The sequence below is a fragment of the Undibacterium sp. KW1 genome (assembly GCF_009937955.1).
Taxonomy (GTDB): Bacteria; Pseudomonadota; Gammaproteobacteria; order Burkholderiales; family Burkholderiaceae_D; genus Undibacterium.
Window position 1 is genome coordinate 6,432,647 of sequence record NZ_AP018439.1, and the last position, 20,155, is coordinate 6,452,801.

Genomic DNA, 20,155 nt, shown 5'->3' on the forward strand with positions numbered 1-20,155 from the left:
TGGATTAAATTGGATCAAGCACCTTGACAACGCGTACTTTTTTAAAATGGCTGATGACATTCAGCCTTTGTCTTTTGCTATACGCGATATGGAGGCGTGACGTACTGCCACCTCCGGCCGAATTGAACAATGTGCTGTTGAATGAACCGGTACAAACCAAGACAGAGCAAACCGCATTTGCAGTCAGCAGAGGTGGTGTCGATTACAAGGTGCAGCCCTTGTATGACTATGACCTGGTTGGCCTGGTCGTCAGCAGGCATGATACCAGCACAGGCTGGGATTACCTGCATCGTGAATGGAATGACCATTTAAATGTCATGGATATCTGCGTCATCTGGGGTAATAATGCACGCAATGGTTCTTACAACGACATCAGTTTTTCCAGTGGCCAGTTCACCTGCAATTTCCGGGCGTCGACAGCAGAAGCGTTTGCTGCATTTGACCAGACTGCCATTTCAAACAACCATCTGCTAACCGACCAGCCCAGCATTGCCAAGATCATGCAAAAAGTCGAAGTGGGCGACCAGATACACTTGCGTGGCCGACTCTCTGAATATTCACACAACCATGGTTTCGCTTTCAAGCGCGGCACCAGCATCGTCCGCACCGATACCGGCAATGGCGCCTGCGAAACCATTTTTGTTGATAGTTTCGAGATAATGAAAAGTAGTGGTCAGGCATGGCGCAAGCTGGTGTGGCTTGCGGCCTTTATGCTGGTCGCCAGTATCGTGGGCTGGTTTATGCAACCAGTTCGTTTCAACCATTAGCGTGATTAAATACAACCAGCTAATGCGATCATGCTGCGCTGCACATAAGCATTCATAAGCGTTCTTACTTGAAATTTGTATCCTCTTATTTGGATGAACTTGAGAAAAAGCAAAAAAGCTTCATTTAGCCTGGGCTCGATGTTCTCGCATTTTGTAGGCATTTTTGTGTAAGTAAGCAACACTTGTTCAGAACTGCCTGCAGTCAATACCAGTTGTGTGGTCTGGCAATCAATTTTCCGTACGCTCGTAAGGGAAATCCCGTTTGTTTCCATCCGCATAATGGAGGATACTTGCACAATATGGTGCACAGACTTGCACCTTTATCTCTCGTTATCTTCCAACAGAAGGAGAACGTATGACCTCTTCCCACTTCGCTGAGCTGATTGCTTATGCGCAAGCGCACACCGGCCCTGCATCTGAACGCCAGGGTTCTTTTATTACCACCTATTTTGAAAACACTGACCCGGATGAAATTATCAGCCGCGGCCCAGCTACCTTGTTCGCCCAGGCCAATGCCCACTGGCGTTTGCTGGATGCTCCACGGACTGCGCACACGCCCAAGATAAGGGTGTTCAACCCCACGCTGGCAGAAGATGGTTTTGTCAGTGATCATACGGTCGTGCAGATTGTGAATGACAATATGCCTTTCCTGGTGGATTCAGTGACGATGGCGATCAACCGCAGTGGCCGTACTGCACACTGGATAGTACATCCCTTGATGAGTGTGGCGCGTGATGCGAATGGTAGTGTGACAGCAGTCAGCACCGTGGCAGCGGCAAAGGCTGCCGGCAGCACTGATCCGGTTGAATCCCTGATTCTGGTTGAATGTGACCGCATCGTCGATCAGGCGGCCCAGCAGGCGCTGGTAGAAGATTTGAAAAGTGTCTTGTCTGATGTACGTGGTGCTGTGGTTGATTGGCAACCCATGCTGGCGCGTGCGCGTGAAGTGCGTGCCGCTTGTGAAAGAGCTACCCAGGCACCAGAAAAACGAGATGAAGCAATTGCCTTCCTGGCCTGGCTGGAAGACCGCCATTTCACCTTCCTCGGTGTGCGCGACTATGACCTGAAACGCGATGGCGACAATGTCAGCCTGGTCGCGATTGCTGATTCTGGTCTGGGTATTTTACGTGGCCCGGTCAAAACCCCGGAAACCCGTTTGCCGCCAGAAGTCGTGGCCCTGATGGATTCGACAGAAATGGTCATGGTCACCAAGGCCATGACACGCGCCACTGTGCACAGGCCAGCCTGGCTGGACTATATTGCCGTCAAGCGTTTTGATGATGCAGGCAATGTCATTGGTGAATCGCGCTTCCTGGGCTTATATACCTCAACAGCTTATTCTGAACCGGTAGGCAATATCCCCCTGGTACGTCAGCGCGTAACGAATGTCATGAATACTTCTGGCGTCGTGCCCGAGAGCCATGCCGCCAAGTCGCTGCAAGCCATTCTCGATGACTATCCGCGTGATGAATTGTTCCAGATAGATGGCAATACTCTGGCCGATCATGCGATTGGTATCCTGCGCCTGCAAGAGCGCCAGCGCACCCGTTTGTTCTTGCGTCGTGACCCTTTTGGCCGCTTTACTTCTGCCCAGGTTTTCGTGCCGCGTGATCGCTATAACACTGAGTTGCGCGTCAAGATAGGCAATGAATTGATGATGGCACTGAATGGCCAGTCGATAGAATTTACACCGATGCTGACCGATAGCCCATTGGCGCGTATTCATTATCTGGTCAGGGCCAAGGATGTCGCACCACAGAACGTCAACCTGGCGATTCTGGAAGCCCGCATTGCCAAACTCGCACAACGCTGGGAAGATGATTGCACAGCAGAGTTGCTGCGCTCGCATGGTGAAGGCAATGGCCTGAGCCTGGCAAACCGTTTCGCCAATGCCTTCCCTACTGCTTACCGTGAAGATTTTTCTGCCCTGGTGGGTGCAGAAGATGCCGACATGCTGGCCAGCCTGAACACCGGCGCACCGATGATGGTCAAACTCTACCGTCCACTCGATGCGGGTCCTGGCATACTGCGCTTCAAGATTTATAACACTGCCAAGGTGGCACTATCCGATTCCCTGCCCGTGCTGGAACACATGGGGGCCAGGGTACTCGACGAACATCCGTATGCCATCGTCAGCGGTGCAGAGACTTTGTGGATACATGACCTTGGCTTGCAATTACCTGCCAACACAGATTTGTCATCAGTTAAAGTGCGCTTTGAAAACCTGTTCTCGCAAGCCTGGGGTGGCGAGGTTGAAAGTGATGACCTGAATCGCCTGGTACTCAATACTACGCTGGATGCCCGCTCTATCGCTGTCTTGCGCGCTTGCTCGCGTTACTTCAAGCAACTCGGTTTTGCCTATAGCCAAAACTATATAGAAGCAGCACTCAACAAGAACGCGCCTATCACGCAATTGATTGCAGAGCTGTTTGGTGCGCGCTTCAAGCCTGATTATGTTGGTGACCGCGAACAGGCACAAAAGCATATACGCGAACAGCTGGAAGCGCAGATGAGCAATGTAGCGAGTCTGGATGAAGACCGTATCCTGCGCCAGTTCATCGCAACCATTGTTGCGACCTTGCGCACCAATCTGTGGCAAACAACTGCGAGCGGCGCATTCAAGCCCTACATGAGCTTCAAGCTCAACCCGCGTGAAGTGCCGGGCGTGCCTGAACCCAAACCCCTGTTTGAAATCTGGGTATATTCCCCACGTGTTGAAGGCGTGCATCTGCGTGGCGGCAAGGTCGCCCGTGGTGGCTTGCGCTGGTCTGACAGACGTGAAGACTTCCGTACTGAAATCCTGGGCCTGGTAAAAGCCCAGCAAGTCAAGAATACGGTCATCGTACCGGTTGGTTCCAAAGGTGGTTTTGTCCTCAAGAATGCACCACCAGCGACAGACCGCGAAGCCTATCAGGCCGAAGGCGTGGCTTGCTACAAAATCTTCCTGTCCGGCTTGCTGGACCTGACTGACAATATCGTCAAAGGAGCGGTAGTGCCGCCTAAACTGGTGATACGCCATGATGTCGATGATCCCTACCTGGTGGTCGCGGCTGACAAGGGCACGGCTACTTTCTCGGATATCGCCAATGGTGTCTCTGCTGACTACGGTTTCTGGCTCGGTGATGCATTTGCGTCTGGTGGCTCGGTAGGTTACGACCACAAGAAAATGGGAATTACCGCACGCGGTGCATGGGAATCGGTCAAGCGCCATTTCCGCTCATTGGGTGTGAATACGCAGGATACGGCTTTCACTGTCGCCGGTATTGGTGACATGTCGGGCGACGTGTTCGGGAATGGTATGTTGCTGTCCGAGCATATCAAACTGGTAGCCGCCTTTGACCATCGTCATATTTTCATCGACCCATCACCTGATGTGGCAACGTCATTTGCCGAACGCCAGCGCCTGTTCAACCTGCCGCGTTCCAGCTGGGATGATTACGACAAGAGCCTGATTTCTGCGGGCGGCGGGGTATTCCCACGCACCGCTAAATCCATCAGCCTGAGCCCGGAAGCCCGTGCCGTACTAGGTATAGAAACTGCTGAACTCGCACCGGTAGAATTGCTACGCGCCATTTTGCAAGCCCCTGTTGATTTGCTATACAACGGTGGCATAGGCACCTATGTCAAGGCCAAATATGAAACCCATGCCCAGGTCGGTGACAAGGCTGGTGATGCCTTCCGTGTCAACGGTAATGACTTGCGCTGCAAGGTGCTGGCCGAAGGTGGTAATTTGGGTTGTACACAAAATGGCCGTATAGAATTCGCGCAAAAAGGTGGCCGTATCTATACCGATGCGATAGACAATTCTGCCGGTGTCGATTGCTCTGACCATGAAGTCAATATCAAGATTTTGTTGGGCAGCATCGTCGAAGCTGGTGACCTGACACTCAAGCAACGCAATGATTTGCTGGCTTCAATGACAGATGAAGTTGGCCACCTGGTCCTGACCGATAATTATTATCAAAGCCAGGCACTGGATATTGCCGCGCATCGTCCACTGTATGTACTTGATGGCCAGCAAAGACTGATGCAGTCTTTGGAAAAACAGGGCCGCCTGAACCGTGCCATTGAATATCTGCCCAGCGATGATGAAATCTTCCACCGCAAGGCCTTGAAGCAGGGCCTGACTGCACCAGAAGGTGCGGTCGTGCTGGCCTATGCCAAGATGTCAGTGTTTGATGAACTGGTCGCCAGCAATTTGCCGGATGACCCTTTCTTCAGCCGTGCATTGAAAGCTTACTTCCCGCAAGTCTTGTCTGAACGTTTTGCTGAAGCAATCTCGAATCATCCTTTGAAACGCGAAATCATCGCCACCTTCATCACCAATACCGTGGTGAATCGTGCCGGTGCAACCTTCGTCAACTTCATTGCTTCTGAAGCAGGGGCGACCGCGGCTGACGTGATCCGTGCCTTCACTCTGGCCCGCGAGATTTTCGACCTGGAAGTATTGTGGGATCAGATCGATGCACTGGATTACAAGGTTGATTCAAAACTGCAACTCGACCTCTTGTCCAAGCTGATCGCGATTGCCCAAAGAGCCTCGCGCTGGATGTTACGCATACGTTCGCAAAGCACTGATCTGCCAACGCTGATCCAGCGTTACCAGCCAGCCGCCCGCGAACTGCGCTGGCAACTCGATGACTGGCTGCCAGCCAATGCCCACGCCAGCTGGCAAAAAGAAGCCGAGGCACTGACACAGGCCGGGGTAGAGGCCACGCTGGCACAAAACCTGACGGCGCTGGAATATATCTTCCCGGCGCTTGATCTGGTTGATCTGGCGCAAAGCACCAGCAGCACGCTGGAACTGGCAGCGCGCGCTTATTTTGGCATTGATGATGAATTGGGGCTGACTGGCTGGCGTAATCAGATCAACCGCCTGCCCACAGACACTTTGTGGCAGACCCAGGCGCGTGGCAGCGCGAGGGATGATGTGTATTCCATCGCCAGTCAGATCACCCGCGGTCTGTTGTCACGCCAGGACGAAGTCAGCAACTGGCATGCGCAGCATGCGCCAGCCATAGAAAGGCTGACTGCCTTGCTGACCACCATCAGTGCACAGGGACCGGACCTGGCGCCGGTATCTGTCGCTTTGCGCGAGTTGCGTCACCTGGCTTGAGGCGTAATCTGATTTAAGCTTGTATTAAGCTTTGAACTAATGCCAGATTGAACCGGCCTGTTGTTTTCAACGGGCCGGTTTTTTTACAAGCATTTATTGCTGGCCGGATTTGACGACTGGTTTACAGCTTGCATCCAGCACATACTGCTTTGTTTGTTGGCCTTTCTTTTGTTTCTCCATGCTTTGTACACTGATTGTGTTGCCTGCGATTTTCCATCTTGAAGCAGTTACATCCAGCTCATGCAGCTTGGTACAGTCGGCTGTTTTGTAAAACATCAAAAAATCATTAGAACCACTGTATTCGTGAGTGACCAATACTTGTTCATCCTGGGTCAGGTAAATATCTTTCCTGACCCAGATGCCGCCGTCGACTTCACATTGAGTATTGCTGGCGAGTTGCAAGACCTGCAAAGGTGGCTCGGGAAAGGCATCGACTTCAGGATCATTAGCGTCGCTATGAAAGCGTAGTTCCAGAGATTTGGCTTTTGCGTGGAATGTCTCATACTGTCCTGGCTTGAGTGGGGTGACCGGAATATTTTCCAGCCTGCAACTGGCAGCGTGTACTTGCGTTGCCAGGATGCAGCTTAGTGTCATGACGAAGGTGGTGATGTTGAGTGACATGTTTAATTAAGGGGCGGGACTATAATTTATAGGGAATTTTATGCGCAGATGTTGAACGTATTCTGATTTTCTTGCTCTAAACAGACTGTTTTATTCTTTCATCTGGTTTCGAATAATAATGAAAAAACATTCCACATACTATTTATCTTCTGCTTTACTGGCCTTGGCGCTGGGATTGCCGGCATATGGCTTTGCACAAACGCAGCCAGGCAAGGTAAATGAAACCACCTTGCGCGCCCATCTGGCCTTCTTGTCTTCTGACCTGTTTGAAGGCCGTGGCACAGGCCAGCGCGGCGGTGACCTGACGGTAGGCTATCTGGAAACTCAGGCCGCAGTAGCGGGTCTGTTGCCCGCCAATGGCAAAAGCTACAGGCAGGCAGTCAGCATCAATGGCATCAAGTCTTTACCATTGGAAAGCTCTGTCAATATACGTCTTGCCAGGTCACTCAACCTGACTTTTGGTGAAGACTGGATCTGGAGTGCGGGTGATGCCGTGAGTTCGCACCAGTTTGATCATGAATTGCTGTTCGTCGGTTACGGCATCAACGCGCCAGAAGAGCAATGGGATGATTTCAAGGGTGTCGATTGCAAAGGCAAGATACTGGTCGTCATGGTCAATGATCCGCAGCCTACCGCAGAGCAGCCAGACCGCTTTGGCGGCAAGGCTTTGACTTATTATGGCCGCCGTACTTACAAGACTGAAGAAGCCCTGCGCCGTGGTGCTGCCGGGGTTTTGCTGATACATACCGATGCGTCAGCAAATATAGGCTGGGATGTCTTGAAAAATGGCGGCATGGGCGAGCAATTCCAGCTGGCCAATAAAGATGCCAAAGGCCTGGCGATACAAGGCTGGATCACCGATGCTGCGGCAAAGACATTGTTCAGTGCATCAGGGCTGGATTTGCAAGCTCTGCGTCAGGCTGCCGAAGGCAAGGATTTCAAACCAGTCGCCATCAAGGCCAGGCTCAAGGGTGAGGCAAAATCGCAAATACGCCAGTTGGAACAATTCAATATCGCAGGAATCGTACCTGGCACTGATCCGCAATTGAAAAACGAACTGGTGATCTACAGCGCCCATTGGGATCATTTGGGCAAGCAGGAAGGTAGTGGCGACGTCATTTATAACGGTGCCGTCGATAATGGTTCAGGCACGGCAGCCTTGCTGGCGATGGCAAAAGCAGCCGTTGCACAACCAGCCAAACGCAGCCAGATGTTCTTGTGGGTGGCGGCAGAAGAACAGGGCCTGCTGGGCAGCGCCTGGTATGCGGCGCACCCGCTCTGGGCCCTGAACAAGACGGCGGCAGCCCTGAATCTTGATACCCTGAATTTTGTAGGCCGAACCAGGGATATCAGCGCCTTTGGTGCTGACCGCAGTGATCTCATCGTTGCTGCCAACAAGGTCGCGCAAGGAATGAACATGGCAGTTGCGCCGCCGCGTGTGGATGTGGCCGGTGGTTATTTCCGCAGCGACCATTTCAGCTTTGCCAAGGCCGGTGTACCGGCATTTTCCATAGGCAGTGGCCGTGACTATATCAATGATCCGCAAGCCTCGCAGGAAAAGGCGCGTGGCTATGGCAAGCGTTATCATCAGGTCACAGACGAGTATGACCCGAGCTGGGATCTGTCCGGCATGACCGAGCAGGCGCAGTTCACCCTGAACCTGGGGCGCGAAATTGCTGATGCCGCAAAAATGCCGGTCTGGAAGGAAAATGATGCGTTTGCGAAAGTAAGGAAGTGAAATAATAAAAAGATGCTTGAACTTGTCCTGAAAAATGATTTCCAAGCCTGTGCTGTCTGTCCTTAGACAAATCTCTACAAGAATTTATAAGAAAGAAAATAATGAACCAGACAATATTTAAATTAAAGCCCATCGCCAGCGTCTGCCTGCAAGTCATGCTGAGCATGCCTTTGTTGCACAGCATGGCACATGCTGCCGACGCTCCTGTCTCAAAAAACGTTGCACCGGCAAAAAAAGATAGTGGCATGGATACCGCAGTTGCCCCCGGTGACGACTTTAACCGCTATGCCAACGGCGGCTGGGAAAAAACTGCCGTCATCCCTGACGACAAAGTCGCAGTTGGCATTTTTGATGTCCTGAAAGAAGAGTCTGATGCCAAGGTCTTGAAAATCATAGAGCAATCGACCAAGGCAGAAGCGGGCAGTGCCGTGCGCAAGATCGGTGACTTCTACACTTCTTACCTCAATACCGATGTCATCAACAAACGTGGCCTGGCACCGCTGCAAGGCGAGATGCAAAGCATCGCTGACCTGAAGGACAAGGCCGCCCTGGCGACTTACCTGGGCAAGCATTTGCGTGCCGACGTTGATCCTATCAACGCCACTAATGTGTTTACTGAAAACCTGTTTGGCCTGTGGGTGTCGCAAGGTTTCCATGACCATACGAAGTACATGCCTTACCTGCTGCAAGGTGGCCTGGGCTTGCCTGACCGTGAATACTATCTGTCGGCCAGCCCGAGGATGGCAGAGATCAGGAAAAACTATCTGGCCCACATCGCCGCGACATTCAAGCTGGCGAATGTGCCGGATGCCGAGCAAGCCGCCAAGCGTGTCTTTGATCTGGAAATGCTGATCGCCAAAGGCCATGCGAATCGTGAAGACACCTCTGATGTCTTGAAGGCGGACAATACCTGGACCCTGGCTGATTTCAACAAAAAAGCTGCCGGTCTCGATTGGGCAGCCTATTTCAAAGCGGCAGGTCTGGATGGACAAAGCAAATTCATCATCTGGCATCCCACTGCGTTGAAAGCATCGTCAGCACTGGTAGCAAAAACGCCGCTGGCAAGCTGGCAGGATTATTTGCGCTTCCATGCCATCAATACGCGTTCTACGGTATTACCGCAGGCTTTCTTTGACCAGCGTTTCAAGTTTTACAGCGCACTCAGCGGTGCCAAAGCACCGCAACCACGCTGGAAATATGCAGTGGCAGCAACCAATAATGCGGTCGGTGAAGAAGTCGGTAAATTGTATGTGGCCGAGAATTTCTCACCTGAATCCAAAACCCGCATCAATGGCATGGTCAGCAATATTCTTGCTGCCTTTGGCGAACGCGTACAGGCCTTGAAATGGATGACGCCAGCCACCAAACAAGAGGCATTGGCAAAAATCAAATCGACCTATGTTGGTGTTGGTTACCCGGATAAGTGGCGCGACTATTCTGGCCTGGTGGTCGATGCAAATGATGCCTATGGTAACCGCGAGCGTTCGCAGGAATTTGAATACAAGCGCGCCTTGGCAAAATTTGGCCAGCCTGTCGATGTCACTGAATGGTGCATGAATGCGCAACTGGTGAATGCCGTCAACATGCCGCTACAAAATGCCATCAATTTCCCGGCGGCGTATTTGCAATCCCCGAACTTTGACCTGGCTGCCAGCGACGCCACCAATTACGGCGCTCTGGGTGCCACCATAGGCCATGAAATCAGTCACAGCTTTGATAATTCCGGCGCCATGTTTGATGCAAAAGGCGAATTGCGCAACTGGTGGAGCAAGGCCGATCTGGCGCATTTCAAGACTTCGTCCAAAGCCCTGATCGCCCAGTTTAATCAATACAAAGCCTTCCCCGACCTGTCCGTGAATGGTGCGCAGACTCTCGGTGAAAACATTGCCGATCTGGCCGGTTTGATGGCCGCTTATGACGCCTATCGTGCGTCGATGAAACAAAAAGGCCAGGCCATTACCAAGGATGATGAACAGGAATTTTTCCTCGCCTATGCCCGCAGTTGGCGCGGCAAGATGCGTGATGAAACCTTGCGCACTGCCATCATTACCAATGAACACGCACCAGGACAATACCGCGTCCTGACCGTGCGTAACCTGGATGCCTGGTACGATGCCTTTGCCGTGCAGCCCGGCCAGAAACTTTATCTGGCACCCAAGGACAGGGTCAAGGTCTGGTAAAAAACCTGCTTACGATCTTACTGCGCGAGCGTGATCGGGACTCATGTGCTGCTCAAAATGCTCATGTACTAGAGTACATTCCGCTTTTTGCGCTGCTCTTCACCCCGCTGACGCACGCTCGCTACAGATCGTAAACAGGTTTTAAGAAAAAAGATGTCAGGCCGGTCGCAAGCCATCATGCATGCGTCGCCTGACCTCGGCAACATAGCGCTCGCTGACCGGGACTTTATCCCGGTTGGCGAGTATCAGTTGATAGACGCCGTCACCCAATACCTCAAGCTGACTGAGCTGGTCACAACGCACGATGGCACTGCGGTGTACGCGCATGAACTGCGCCGGGTCCAGATGTTTTTCGAGCTGACTCAGTGCCACCCTGTGCAATACCTGTCTCTGCACCATATGCAACTGCATGTAGTTTCCTGCCGCTTCTATCCATAAGACATCTGCCAGCTGTATGCACTCTATACGCCCTACTGAGCGCACACTGACTTGTTGCCAGTAAGCTGGCTGTTCTTTTTTTGACTCATCCTCAGCTTTGACATACTGGCTCATGGCTTGCGCATAACTGGCTTGCTGGCGCTGCGTGAGCATGGCCGCAGCACGTTCCAGCGATAGTGCCAGACGCTCATCGTCAAAAGGTTTCAGCAGGTAATCGAGTGCGTGCAGGTCAAAGGCTTCTATCGCATGGGCGTTGAAGGCGGTGACAAAAATCACCAGCGGTGGTGTTGTCTTAGTACTCAGTTCACGTGCCAGTATCAGGCCGGTTTCGCGTGGCATTTGTATGTCGAGAAAAATGACATCGACAGCACAGGCATCCAGTGCTTCACGCGCCGTAGCGACATTTGCGCATTCAGCGACGATGCTCCAGGCCGGGTGATCCTGCAAGGCATAACGCAAGTTGGTCCGACCGGGTTCTTCGTCATCGACAATCAGTGCACGTATGGTATTCATGTTGTGGCGCTCTCAGGCATCAGTAAAGGCATGCGGATTTCCACTTCATAGCGCTGTTGACCCTCATCTTGTATGCGGCCACTATGCATGCTGGCGCGTCCGGCATACATCAGTTCCAGCCTTGCACGGGTTTGTGGCAAGCCCAGCCCCAGGCCGGGGTTGGCAGCAGTGCCATCGGTAACGGAATTACTGACTTTGATGCTGAGTTCTTTACCATCCAGCTTGAATTGCATGCGGATATCGCTGCTGCCTTCGTGGCAATCGAGATCATGGCGCAAGGCGTTTTCCAGCAGGGGTTGCAGCAGCAAGGGTGGGCAGTCAACTGTCAGCACATCTGCTGTATCACCGGTGATGCTGATTTGCAGGCGTGCTCCGTAGCGCAGTCTTTGCAATTCCAGGTAATCGCGTATGAAGGTCATTTCAGCTTCAAGGCTTACCCAGTCCCTGCTGCTGGCCGTCAAAGCATAACGCAGCAAATCACTGAGGCGGTTCAAGCCGGTAAGGGCGATGCGCTTGTCATCACTCCTGACGAGGGCGCTGATGGCATTGAGGCAATTGAAGATGAAATGCGGCTCCAGTTGCCCGCGCAAGGCATCCAGCCTTTGCTGTTCGAGGTCCAGCCGCAGATGTAGTACATCGTTCATGGATTGCTGCAGGGCGCGTTCACGCACACGCGCCTGCCGCCAGGTACAGATTGCCAGTACCGCAATGAAAGTACCTGTGGACCAGGCAAATTCGAGGAAAATCGTAAAGTTACGCATATTGAAAGCCGTACTGACGATGTCTTGCAAACCAAAACCGGGTTTGTCCTTGAGCAGATCAAGAATGGCGATATACATCACTTCCAGCGGCAGAAAGCCCAGCAACATGATTGCATAGGCCAGCGCTATGCCCTTCGCCTTGCTGAGAAATCGTTCGTACCGCATGAAAATCAGGTAGAGACAGGTACTGAAAACCATCATCAGCAGATGGCTGCTGACCCAGAACCAAAGTATCTCGCTAAAGCTGCGCTGGGTGGTCCCGTACTTGACCAGGTCACCATAATTGCCAAGCGCACCAATGGCGCACAGGCTGGTCCATACCACAATATTGCTCAGCAAGAGCTTGAGCAAGCTGATCGCCGTGAGGGGTGGAACCTGGTTCAGGACGGGAGTATCTGGGCGGGCATTTTCCATAGCAGCAGTATAGCAGTCTGCATGACCATATTTGCTTGCGCAGGGAGGTAGCAGAGACAGGGTTTCGGGGTTTCGTCACAAGCTTTGCCATGACAGTTTATCGCTGCCAGATAATCAATTTCTGAAATTAAATTGCCAAGGCAAAGGGAAGCACATGGATGTGAAACTCAAAGTGAATGGACAGGTACGCACATGCCAGGCAGATGGCGATACTCCCCTGCTCTGGATACTGCGTGAAGACCTGGGCCTGACAGGCACCAAGTTTGGCTGCGGTGCCGGCCTGTGCGGTGCCTGTACCGTGCATCTGGATGGTCAGGCTCTACGCAGTTGCCTCGTGCCGGTGGAGGGCCTGAATGGGCGCAACATCACCACGATAGAAGGCCTGTCGCCCGACCGCAGCCATGTCCTGCAACAAGCCTGGATAGAGCATCAAGTGCCGCAATGCGGGTATTGCCAGTCAGGCATGCTGATGGCGGCGGCCGCCTTGTTGAAAACCACACCACGTCCGAGTGACAAGCAAATCGATGCTGTCATGACCAATTTGTGCCGTTGCGGTACTTATCCGCGTGTCAGGGCCGCCATACATACTGCTGCTGCGAAGCTCAAACCATTGGCAGGCAAGAAAGGGATAAAAGCATGACTACCCTGGCTTCGCCTGCGCGCAGGAATTTCCTTAAATCTTCTCTGGTGGCCGGTGCATGGGTATTGGGCAGCAGCACCATACCCATGCTTGATAGCCTGGCAGCGGATGAAACAAGCAAGGCAGGGTCGCCCTTGAATTCGCCCTTTGATTTCTGGCTCAGCATGGACGGCACAGGTGTGGTGACTGCTTACACTACCGTCACCAATCTGGGGCAGGGCACACATGCGGCGATTGCCCAGATCGTCGCAGAAGAACTGGAAATGTCCATCGCAAATGTACGCATAGAACATGCACCCGTCGTCAAGCAATTCCACCGGGAATGGCCACCCGGCATCACGACTTTTGGCAGCGCTGGTTTTAATACTGCAATGGTAACGATAGCACCAGCCTGCGCAGCGGCAAGGCAAATGTTGTTGCAGGCGGCAGCCTTGCAATGGCAAGTCGATGTCAAAGACTGCATGGCGATTCAAGCGCAAGTGAACCATGCTGCCACAGGCCGCAGCTTGCCCTATACCGCCTTGATCAAGGCGGCAGCAATGCTGACACCGCCAGAAAAACCGATAATCAAGCCACCCAAGGACTGGAAGGTGCTGGGGCAGTCCGCACCACGCCCCGACATCCCGGCGCGGGTAGATGGCAGTGCCGTGTTTGGCATTGATGTGCAAAGACCGGGCATGCTGATGGCAGCTGTCCTGCATGCGCCGCGCTTTGGCAGCAGCTTGCAAAGCGTCGATGATAACCCTGCACTGGCTGTGAAAGGAGTACGCAAGGTCGTGCATCTGCCGAATGCCGTAGCGGTAGTAGCGGAGCGTTACTGGATAGCTCACAAGGCAGTGCAATTGTTGAAGCCTGTATGGCAGGATGGCGCGCATGCCAGCATCAACACCGCAGAGATGCGCACCAGCCTGCTGAGGGCAGTTGCTGCTGGCGATGGCAAGCTCTCCCCTCGTCCAAAAAAACAAAAAGAAGGTGCTGCAGAGACCGCAATGAGCGAAGCAAGCAGCATTATCGACACCAGCTTTGATGTACCCTTCCTGGCCCATGCAACGATGGAACCCCTGAATGCTACCGTTGAAGTGACTGCTACAGGCGCACAAGTCTGGCTCTCCACCCAAAGCCAGACGGACACACAAAATGGCGTCGCCAAGGCACTGGGTTTTCAGCCTGAGCAGGTACAGATATATACCCAGCACGTAGGTGGCGGTTTTGGCCGCAGGCTGGAACATGATTTTGCTATCGAGGCCGCCTTGATCGCCAAAGCTGCCGGTGCCATCGTAAAAACCATCTGGTCGCGTGAGAACGATATGCGCTCTGGCTATTACCGCCCCATCACCGCTGCCCGCGTGCAACTGGCACTGGATAAAGATTATCTGCCCATGGTTTTACGGCTCGATACTGCGGGGCCCTCACTACTCGAATATACGCAGGTCACGAATAGCCCGGCCAGGGATGGTCTGGACTGGACCTATATCATGGGCTGGTTCGGCAGCAGTTATAAATTTCCATTATTCGATACGCGCTGGACACGCGTAGATTTTGGCGTTCCCTGTTCTTACTGGCGCTCGGTAGGCAATTCGCAAAATTGTTTTTTTCTTGAACATACACTGGAACAGGCCGCCCGCAAGGCGGGCATGGATAGTCTGGAATACCGTCGTCGTCTGTTACAACATAATCCCAAAGCCCTTGCCTTTGTGAATGCGCTGGCAGAACACGCAGGCTGGAGCAAGCCCTTGCCCAAGGGCCATTATCGTGGTTTTGCCATGAACGGCAATAGCGCCCTGTTCAGTGCGCATATTGTTGAAATTGCGGTCAGCAAACCGGGGCAATTCCGTCTGGTAAAAATTACCGCTGGCATCAATCCGGGAATCGTTGCCAATCCCAAAGCAGTTGAGGCGCAGATGATGGGTGGTACCTTGTTTGGTTTGTCTGCTGCGTTGTTTGGCGAAATCAGTTTCAAGGATGGCCAGGTAGAGCAGGGCAATTTTGATAGCTATCGCCTGGTCACGCTGGCGCAGACACCAGTACTGGACGTCATGGTCATGAGTACGGGTGACAAGCCGGAAGGCGTGGGCGAAGAAGGCCCGCCATCGATAGGCCCGGCCATTGCCAATGCCTTGCTGGCAGCCAGTGGCAAACCAATCACACGCCTGCCTGTGACGCAGGCTGGATGGACGCTGGTGGCGTAAAAATATTTACTGCAGCTTGCTGTGACTGCTGGTATCGTGCAATTCTCAAATCTGAATTTACACTATTCCAGGAGATAAAAATGACGATAGCAAACTGGTGCGTATTGGCAGCCTGCCTGTTACCGGTAGTGACAGTTGGCCTGGCCAAGGGCGGCTCAGCCAAAGTCCCGCGTGAAGCAGGCAGGTATGACAATGATAATCCCAGAGAGTGGGCCAAAAACCTGAGTGGCTGGCGGCAGCGTGCCAATGCGGCGCAGCAAAACGGCTTTGAAGCCCTGCCGCTGTTTATTGCTGCGGTTGTTCTTGCACAGCAAGCCCATGCTGACCAGACACGTATAGATCAGCTGGCAGTGTTGTTCATTGCCATCCGTATTGTTTATATCATCGTCTATCTGATGAACCAGGGGACTTTGCGTACCCTGGTCTGGGCAGGTGGCGTGGCAACCAGCATCGCCATCTTGTTGATGGCTCAGGCTTAGGTTTTGATCATGACCAGGATATGGGCGGGTACATCTTCGCCCTTGTCCTGACGTGCAATTTCCTGGCTGGATTCGACTATCTTGAAGCCATGTGTATGCGCCAGCCTCTGCAGGTAGGCATAGCTATGGGCGTAGCGCTGGGATGAGCGCAAAATGTAGTCTGTGTTTTCGTCTGTTTTTTCAACTGAGGCTTCGACTGAAAATCCCAGCACTGCACCAGCCCGCATGACACGGCTGGCCGCAGCAAATACGGTATCTAATGCGCCAATATAGACAAACACATCGGCTGCCATGATGAGGTCAAAATCCTGGTCTTGTACTTGCAGCCAGTCGCTGATTTCTGCACAATGCAGTTCATCATAAAAACCTGTCTTTCTGGCCTGACCCAGCATTTTTTCTGACAAGTCTATGCCTGTCAGTTTGCTGGCATTTGGCCGCAGATAAGTGGCGCACAAGCCTGTGCCGCAACCGAGGTCCAGGTAATTGCCGGGCCCGGCTTTGACATGTTTGCTGACTGCCTTACTGAGCAAAGCGGGAATTTGATAACGCAAGACTTTCAGCAAATGCTCATCAAAATGCATCGCGTACTGATCAAACAAATCTGCGATGTAGGTGGGTGGTGAAATTGCGGGTGCATCCATCACTCCCAATGCTGCCAGCGCATAATTGATGTGTGCCAGCTCTGTGTCATCTTCGCAGTACTTTGCTGCCGTCTGGTAGGCCGCAATGGCAGCAGCGTCTTGCCCCATCTGGCGTAAAGTATTGCCGTATTGCAGATGCGCCTTGACGTAATTCGGTTTGAGTTTTATTGCCTGTTCAAAACTGTCTGCAGCGGCTGCTAGCTGCTGTATTTTTTGCAGACAGATACCCCGGTTGCACAGTGCTTGTATGTGCTCAGGCTGCAAGTGCAGGACATCTTCATAACCGGCAATCGCATCTTCTTCCAGCCGCAAACATTGCAGGCTGAAGGCGCGGGCAAAATGGATGGCGGCATCTTGCGGTTTTAATGTCAGGGCTTCATCAAAGTCCTGCAAGGCTTGCTGGTGCTCTTCCATTTCCTGCAGGGCGATACCGCGGTTTAATAACGCTTCTGTATAGCGGGGATTCAGGCGCAGGGCCTTGTCATAATTATGCAGGGCTGCTACCAGCTTGCCCATGCTGCGCAGCGTATTGCCACGGTTATTCCAGGCCATGGCATAGTCGGGCTTCAATTGCAGCGCCCGGTCATAACTGAGCAAAGCCTCTTCTGGCAAACCCAGGTCTTGCAAGGCAGCCCCCAGGTTGCCATGCGCAATCGCCTGCTGTGCATCGATAGCAATCGCTTCGCGCAGGCGTGTTACTGCCAGCCCGGCATCGCCACGTTGTTTTGCTATGACGCCCAGCAGTTGCAAGGCATCAAAATACTCAGGCTGGTTTTGTAAAACCTGCAGGTAGAGTGCTTCTGCTGCACCCAGCTTGCCTTGCTGGTGCAGTGCGACTGCCTGTTGCAATATTGCGCTGATCTGTTTGCTCATTCTACTGTTCAATTTCCTGTACTATCTGGACTATCTTATCAAGGATTAATGCTATGGATGAACAGGAATTGTTGGCCCTGTTATGGAGCCTGTTGCCTTCCCGCGCCTACCTGATTGCCGCCTTCGTTTTTGGCTTGCTCGGTATGGCCGCGTTTTACTATGGCAGGAAAAGAACCAACAAGCGTGTCACATGGTTGGCCGTGGGACTGATGTTTTATCCCTACGTCATAGGCAGCGATATACGTTTGCTATACGGCGTAGGCATCGCTTTTTGCATCGCCATCGCCGTCAGTATTTATTATCCTCAGGAGCCTAAAACCTAGTCCAGGTTTTTTTCCATCTCTTCAAACTGCAGGTTTTCTACCAGCATCTGTTCCTTGCCATTATCAGATGGGAAGGGTTTGAAGCGACCTGTACGTATATAGCCACGGCGTTCATAGTAAGCAATCAGTTCTTTCCTGACACTGATGACGGTCATCCATATCTTGTTGATGCCCCATAATTCCTGCGCATGCTTTTCAGCAGTCTGCATGAAGTGTTTGCCTATACCATTTCCCTGTAGCACAGGACGTACGACAAACATGCCCAGGTAGGCGGCACCTTCGGTTTTTTCCAGATTCACGCAACCGATGATGTCTTCGCCCTGCAGACACAACAGGATCACGGAATCGGGATTGGCGATGAGGTCGCGCACTTCGGGCGGGAATATGCGTGAGCCCTGTAACAAATCGGCTTCCGTAGTCCATCCCGCGCGGCTGCTGTCGCCACGGTAGGCACTGTTCACCAGTGCCGCGATAGTGTCGGCGTCGGCATCAATGGCGGGGCGGAAATGGATGTCTGAGGTATTGCTGCTGGTGTTTGCTGTCATGACTGTTTATGTAAGATGAATTCTGGCTAGCAATGGGCTGAAATAATAACATGTGTTTCTTGCTCCAGAATCTGGCTTTGCGTACGCCAGACAGCGTGTTAACATGTCAATAGCAATAGAAAAATTTATCGTTTTGTTAAATTCCTGCATTAAATCCCTGATCTGGCAATGAAAACTTCTGCTACCAAGGCTGTCCTGTTTGTCTGCATGGGCAATATTTGCCGTTCACCCAGTGCCGAGGGTGTATTCCGCGCCCACGCCGGGGCAGCAGGGCTGGATTTGCATATAGATTCTGCCGGTACTCATGCCTATCACATAGGCGAGGCACCTGATCCGCGCTCTCAACAATTTGCGGCGCGCCGTGGCATAGACTTGTCGCAGCAAAGGGCGCGCAAACTCACTGTAGATGATTTTGAAAGTTTCGACCTGTTGCTGGCCATGGATAAAGACAATCTGGCACGCATGAAAGCTGCCTGCCCACCTCAACATCTGCACAAGCTCAAACTCATGATGGATTATGCGAGCCAGAGTAACAGCGAGATCGTGCCTGACCCCTACTATGGCGGGCCGGATGGCTTTGACCTGGTGCTGGATTATATCGAGGATGCCAGCGCTGGCCTCATACGCACCATACAACAGGAAGCTGACCGGAGGGACGCATGATGCAGGACCAGGAACTGGAATTTGCCAGGAGTGCGATACGCAGTTACCTGCAGACACGGCCAGCCAGCGCCGATACCGCCGAAGGCATACATCAGTTCTGGATACGGTGGCCAGATGCGACCCCGCCTTTGTCCCTGGTATTGAAAGTACTGGAAGGCATGCGCGATGCCGGTGAAGTTGAGAGTGTCAATGTCGGTGGCTGTACCATCTGGCGTGCTGCGCGCTGAGGCAAATGTTGATGTCAGCGCACAAACTACTCTTTCTTCTGCCAGTTTTCCTGGTCACTCCCCTCTGCCTGGCTGAGCCAATACAGGCACGCAATGATCCCGTAAAAATCGAAACTGTCAAAGGTGTCTCATCGAACACCTTGCTGGCGACCAATACCAGCCGCATGCCGGTGACGGTGACGCTGCAACTCAGCAATTTCAGCAACCTGACGTCGAGTAAACCCTGGCCGATACAGGCGCAAATGGCGGGCGGCCAAACCATGGAACTGGTAGAGATCGCCGCCGCCAACAGGCAATTTGGCTACACCATGGATTACAGTAGCCATATAGTGCAGGGTGACCCCAGGGCCAGGCACGATGCCAGCATCAGTTATCAGATTCCTTTTGTTGCTCCTCAAGGTTTTCAGGTTTTGCAGGCTGCAGACGGCCCGCAGTTTACCCATCATACGGTTGCTACCCGCTATGCGGTTGATATCGATATGCCCATGGGTACGACAGTCGTGGCAGCGCGTGCCGGGCAAGTGGTGGAAGTGGTCAGCCAGTTCGCCGATGATGGCAGGGTAGAGCCAGCTTATATCGACAGGGCCAATTATGTGCGCATCCTGCATGACGATGGCAGTTGGGCAGACTATTTCCATCTCATGCAAAACTCTGCCCAGGTACAACCCGGCATGCGTGTCGCAGCCGGACAGGTAGTGGGGTTGTCTGGGAATAGCGGCTATTCTTCCACGCCGCATTTGCATTTTCATGTGCAGGTAAACCAGAATGGCACCGTCATATCGCTGCCCTTTCACTTCATTAATTCTCACGACGGCATCTTCACACCACGTTATCAAAGCTGGTTGATACCAGATGCCCCATCCCTGAATGCCGGCAAGCCTAAAGCCAAGAAAGCGACACGTGAATGTTTGCCTGCCGGTAAAGCGCTGAATGAACTGACAATACGCTGTTTATCGAGTTCCTGAACGGGGCAGTGTGACGAAAATAATGTCTGTAGTGACAGAACACCTCTGGCAGGAAATTTCCA

General features: G+C 52.7%; 16 protein-coding genes. 11 read left to right on the forward strand and 5 right to left on the reverse strand.

Annotated elements, in window-relative coordinates; all coding sequences use genetic code 11:
* The first annotated feature begins 23 nt into the window (after positions 1-23).
* Positions 24-767, forward strand: coding sequence for a hypothetical protein (locus UNDKW_RS29020; protein ID WP_162061616.1), 744 nt, complete (start codon positions 24-26; stop codon positions 765-767).
* Between the two features lie 355 nt (positions 768-1,122).
* Complete coding sequence (locus UNDKW_RS29025) at positions 1,123-5,883, forward strand: NAD-glutamate dehydrogenase (RefSeq protein WP_162061617.1); 4,761 nt, start codon at positions 1,123-1,125, stop codon at positions 5,881-5,883.
* A gap of 93 nt (positions 5,884-5,976) precedes the next feature.
* Here the strand turns inward: UNDKW_RS29025 and UNDKW_RS29030 are convergent, their stop codons facing one another.
* A complete protein-coding gene (locus tag UNDKW_RS29030) occupies positions 5,977-6,504 on the reverse strand; it encodes a hypothetical protein (RefSeq protein ID WP_162061618.1) in 528 nt (175 codons plus the stop codon).
* A gap of 118 nt (positions 6,505-6,622) precedes the next feature.
* On the opposite strand from UNDKW_RS29030, the gene UNDKW_RS29035 reads away from it, so the two are divergent.
* On the forward strand, positions 6,623-8,242 hold the full coding sequence (locus UNDKW_RS29035) for a M28 family peptidase (RefSeq protein WP_162061619.1): 1,620 nt from the start codon (positions 6,623-6,625) through the stop codon (positions 8,240-8,242).
* A gap of 101 nt (positions 8,243-8,343) precedes the next feature.
* Entirely contained in the window at positions 8,344-10,422 is a 2,079-nt protein-coding gene (locus UNDKW_RS29040; RefSeq protein ID WP_162061620.1) for a M13 family metallopeptidase, read from the forward strand.
* A gap of 156 nt (positions 10,423-10,578) precedes the next feature.
* Here the strand turns inward: UNDKW_RS29040 and UNDKW_RS29045 are convergent, their stop codons facing one another.
* Positions 10,579-11,373 (reverse strand): LytTR family DNA-binding domain-containing protein, encoded by a 795-nt coding sequence (locus UNDKW_RS29045; protein ID WP_162061621.1) that lies wholly within the window; start codon positions 11,371-11,373, stop codon positions 10,579-10,581.
* On the reverse strand, positions 11,370-12,548 hold the full coding sequence (locus UNDKW_RS29050) for a sensor histidine kinase (RefSeq protein ID WP_162061622.1): 1,179 nt from the start codon (positions 12,546-12,548) through the stop codon (positions 11,370-11,372). Before UNDKW_RS29050 ends, UNDKW_RS29045 begins: the two co-directional genes overlap by 4 nt.
* A gap of 160 nt (positions 12,549-12,708) precedes the next feature.
* Here UNDKW_RS29050 and UNDKW_RS29055 point away from each other — a divergent pair, with 160 nt between their 5' ends.
* The 3 genes from UNDKW_RS29055 (at position 12,709) to UNDKW_RS29065 (ending at position 15,856) form a co-directional block, all read left to right on the forward strand.
* A complete protein-coding gene (locus tag UNDKW_RS29055) occupies positions 12,709-13,188 on the forward strand; it encodes a (2Fe-2S)-binding protein (protein ID WP_370529153.1) in 480 nt (159 codons plus the stop codon).
* Positions 13,185-15,377 carry a molybdopterin cofactor-binding domain-containing protein gene (locus UNDKW_RS29060; protein ID WP_162061624.1) on the forward strand — a complete coding sequence of 731 codons (2,193 nt, stop codon included), beginning with the start codon at positions 13,185-13,187 and terminating at the stop codon, positions 15,375-15,377. Before UNDKW_RS29055 ends, UNDKW_RS29060 begins: the two co-directional genes overlap by 4 nt.
* Before the next feature lie 80 nt (positions 15,378-15,457).
* Entirely contained in the window at positions 15,458-15,856 is a 399-nt protein-coding gene (locus UNDKW_RS29065; RefSeq protein WP_162061625.1) for an MAPEG family protein, read from the forward strand.
* On the opposite strand, the gene UNDKW_RS29070 is transcribed toward UNDKW_RS29065, so the two are convergent.
* Entirely contained in the window at positions 15,853-17,370 is a 1,518-nt protein-coding gene (locus tag UNDKW_RS29070) for a tetratricopeptide repeat protein (protein ID WP_162061626.1), read from the reverse strand. The genes UNDKW_RS29065 and UNDKW_RS29070 overlap by 4 nt on opposite strands.
* Before the next feature lie 53 nt (positions 17,371-17,423).
* Between UNDKW_RS29070 and UNDKW_RS29075 the strand changes: the two genes are divergently transcribed.
* Positions 17,424-17,693, forward strand: coding sequence for a hypothetical protein (locus UNDKW_RS29075; protein WP_162061627.1), 270 nt, complete (start codon positions 17,424-17,426; stop codon positions 17,691-17,693).
* Here the strand turns inward: UNDKW_RS29075 and UNDKW_RS29080 are convergent.
* Positions 17,690-18,238, reverse strand: coding sequence for a GNAT family N-acetyltransferase (locus tag UNDKW_RS29080; protein WP_162061628.1), 549 nt, complete (start codon positions 18,236-18,238; stop codon positions 17,690-17,692). The two genes, UNDKW_RS29075 and UNDKW_RS29080, sit on opposite strands and share 4 nt — an antisense overlap.
* 168 nt (positions 18,239-18,406) lie before the next feature.
* Here UNDKW_RS29080 and UNDKW_RS29085 point away from each other — a divergent pair, with 168 nt between their 5' ends.
* Genes UNDKW_RS29085 through UNDKW_RS29095 form a run of 3 tightly spaced genes read left to right on the forward strand, consistent with a single transcriptional unit; the run spans position 18,407 to position 20,093 of the window.
* Entirely contained in the window at positions 18,407-18,901 is a 495-nt protein-coding gene (locus UNDKW_RS29085) for a low molecular weight protein-tyrosine-phosphatase (protein ID WP_162061629.1), read from the forward strand.
* Positions 18,898-19,128, forward strand: coding sequence for a hypothetical protein (locus tag UNDKW_RS29090; protein ID WP_162061630.1), 231 nt, complete (start codon positions 18,898-18,900; stop codon positions 19,126-19,128). Before UNDKW_RS29085 ends, UNDKW_RS29090 begins: the two co-directional genes overlap by 4 nt.
* Positions 19,129-19,139: 11 nt before the next feature.
* A complete protein-coding gene (locus UNDKW_RS29095) occupies positions 19,140-20,093 on the forward strand; it encodes a M23 family metallopeptidase (RefSeq protein WP_162061631.1) in 954 nt (317 codons plus the stop codon).
* Positions 20,094-20,155: the final 62 nt, after the last annotated feature.

Coding starts and splice junctions, on each gene's coding strand:
- UNDKW_RS29025 (WP_162061617.1), top strand. CDS start 1,123: ATGACCTCTTCCCACTTCGCTGAGCTGATTGCTTATGCGCAAGCGCAC.
- UNDKW_RS29060 (WP_162061624.1), top strand. CDS start 13,185: ATGACTACCCTGGCTTCGCCTGCGCGCAGGAATTTCCTTAAATCTTCT.
- UNDKW_RS29065 (WP_162061625.1), top strand. CDS start 15,458: ATGACGATAGCAAACTGGTGCGTATTGGCAGCCTGCCTGTTACCGGTA.
- UNDKW_RS29050 (WP_162061622.1), bottom strand. CDS start 12,548: ATGGAAAATGCCCGCCCAGATACTCCCGTCCTGAACCAGGTTCCACCC.
- UNDKW_RS29030 (WP_162061618.1), bottom strand. CDS start 6,504: ATGTCACTCAACATCACCACCTTCGTCATGACACTAAGCTGCATCCTG.
- UNDKW_RS29040 (WP_162061620.1), top strand. CDS start 8,344: ATGAACCAGACAATATTTAAATTAAAGCCCATCGCCAGCGTCTGCCTG.
- UNDKW_RS29075 (WP_162061627.1), top strand. CDS start 17,424: ATGGATGAACAGGAATTGTTGGCCCTGTTATGGAGCCTGTTGCCTTCC.
- UNDKW_RS29080 (WP_162061628.1), bottom strand. CDS start 18,238: ATGACAGCAAACACCAGCAGCAATACCTCAGACATCCATTTCCGCCCC.
- UNDKW_RS29035 (WP_162061619.1), top strand. CDS start 6,623: ATGAAAAAACATTCCACATACTATTTATCTTCTGCTTTACTGGCCTTG.
- UNDKW_RS29045 (WP_162061621.1), bottom strand. CDS start 11,373: ATGAATACCATACGTGCACTGATTGTCGATGACGAAGAACCCGGTCGG.
- UNDKW_RS29095 (WP_162061631.1), top strand. CDS start 19,140: ATGTCAGCGCACAAACTACTCTTTCTTCTGCCAGTTTTCCTGGTCACT.
- UNDKW_RS29090 (WP_162061630.1), top strand. CDS start 18,898: ATGATGCAGGACCAGGAACTGGAATTTGCCAGGAGTGCGATACGCAGT.
- UNDKW_RS29085 (WP_162061629.1), top strand. CDS start 18,407: ATGAAAACTTCTGCTACCAAGGCTGTCCTGTTTGTCTGCATGGGCAAT.
- UNDKW_RS29070 (WP_162061626.1), bottom strand. CDS start 17,370: ATGAGCAAACAGATCAGCGCAATATTGCAACAGGCAGTCGCACTGCAC.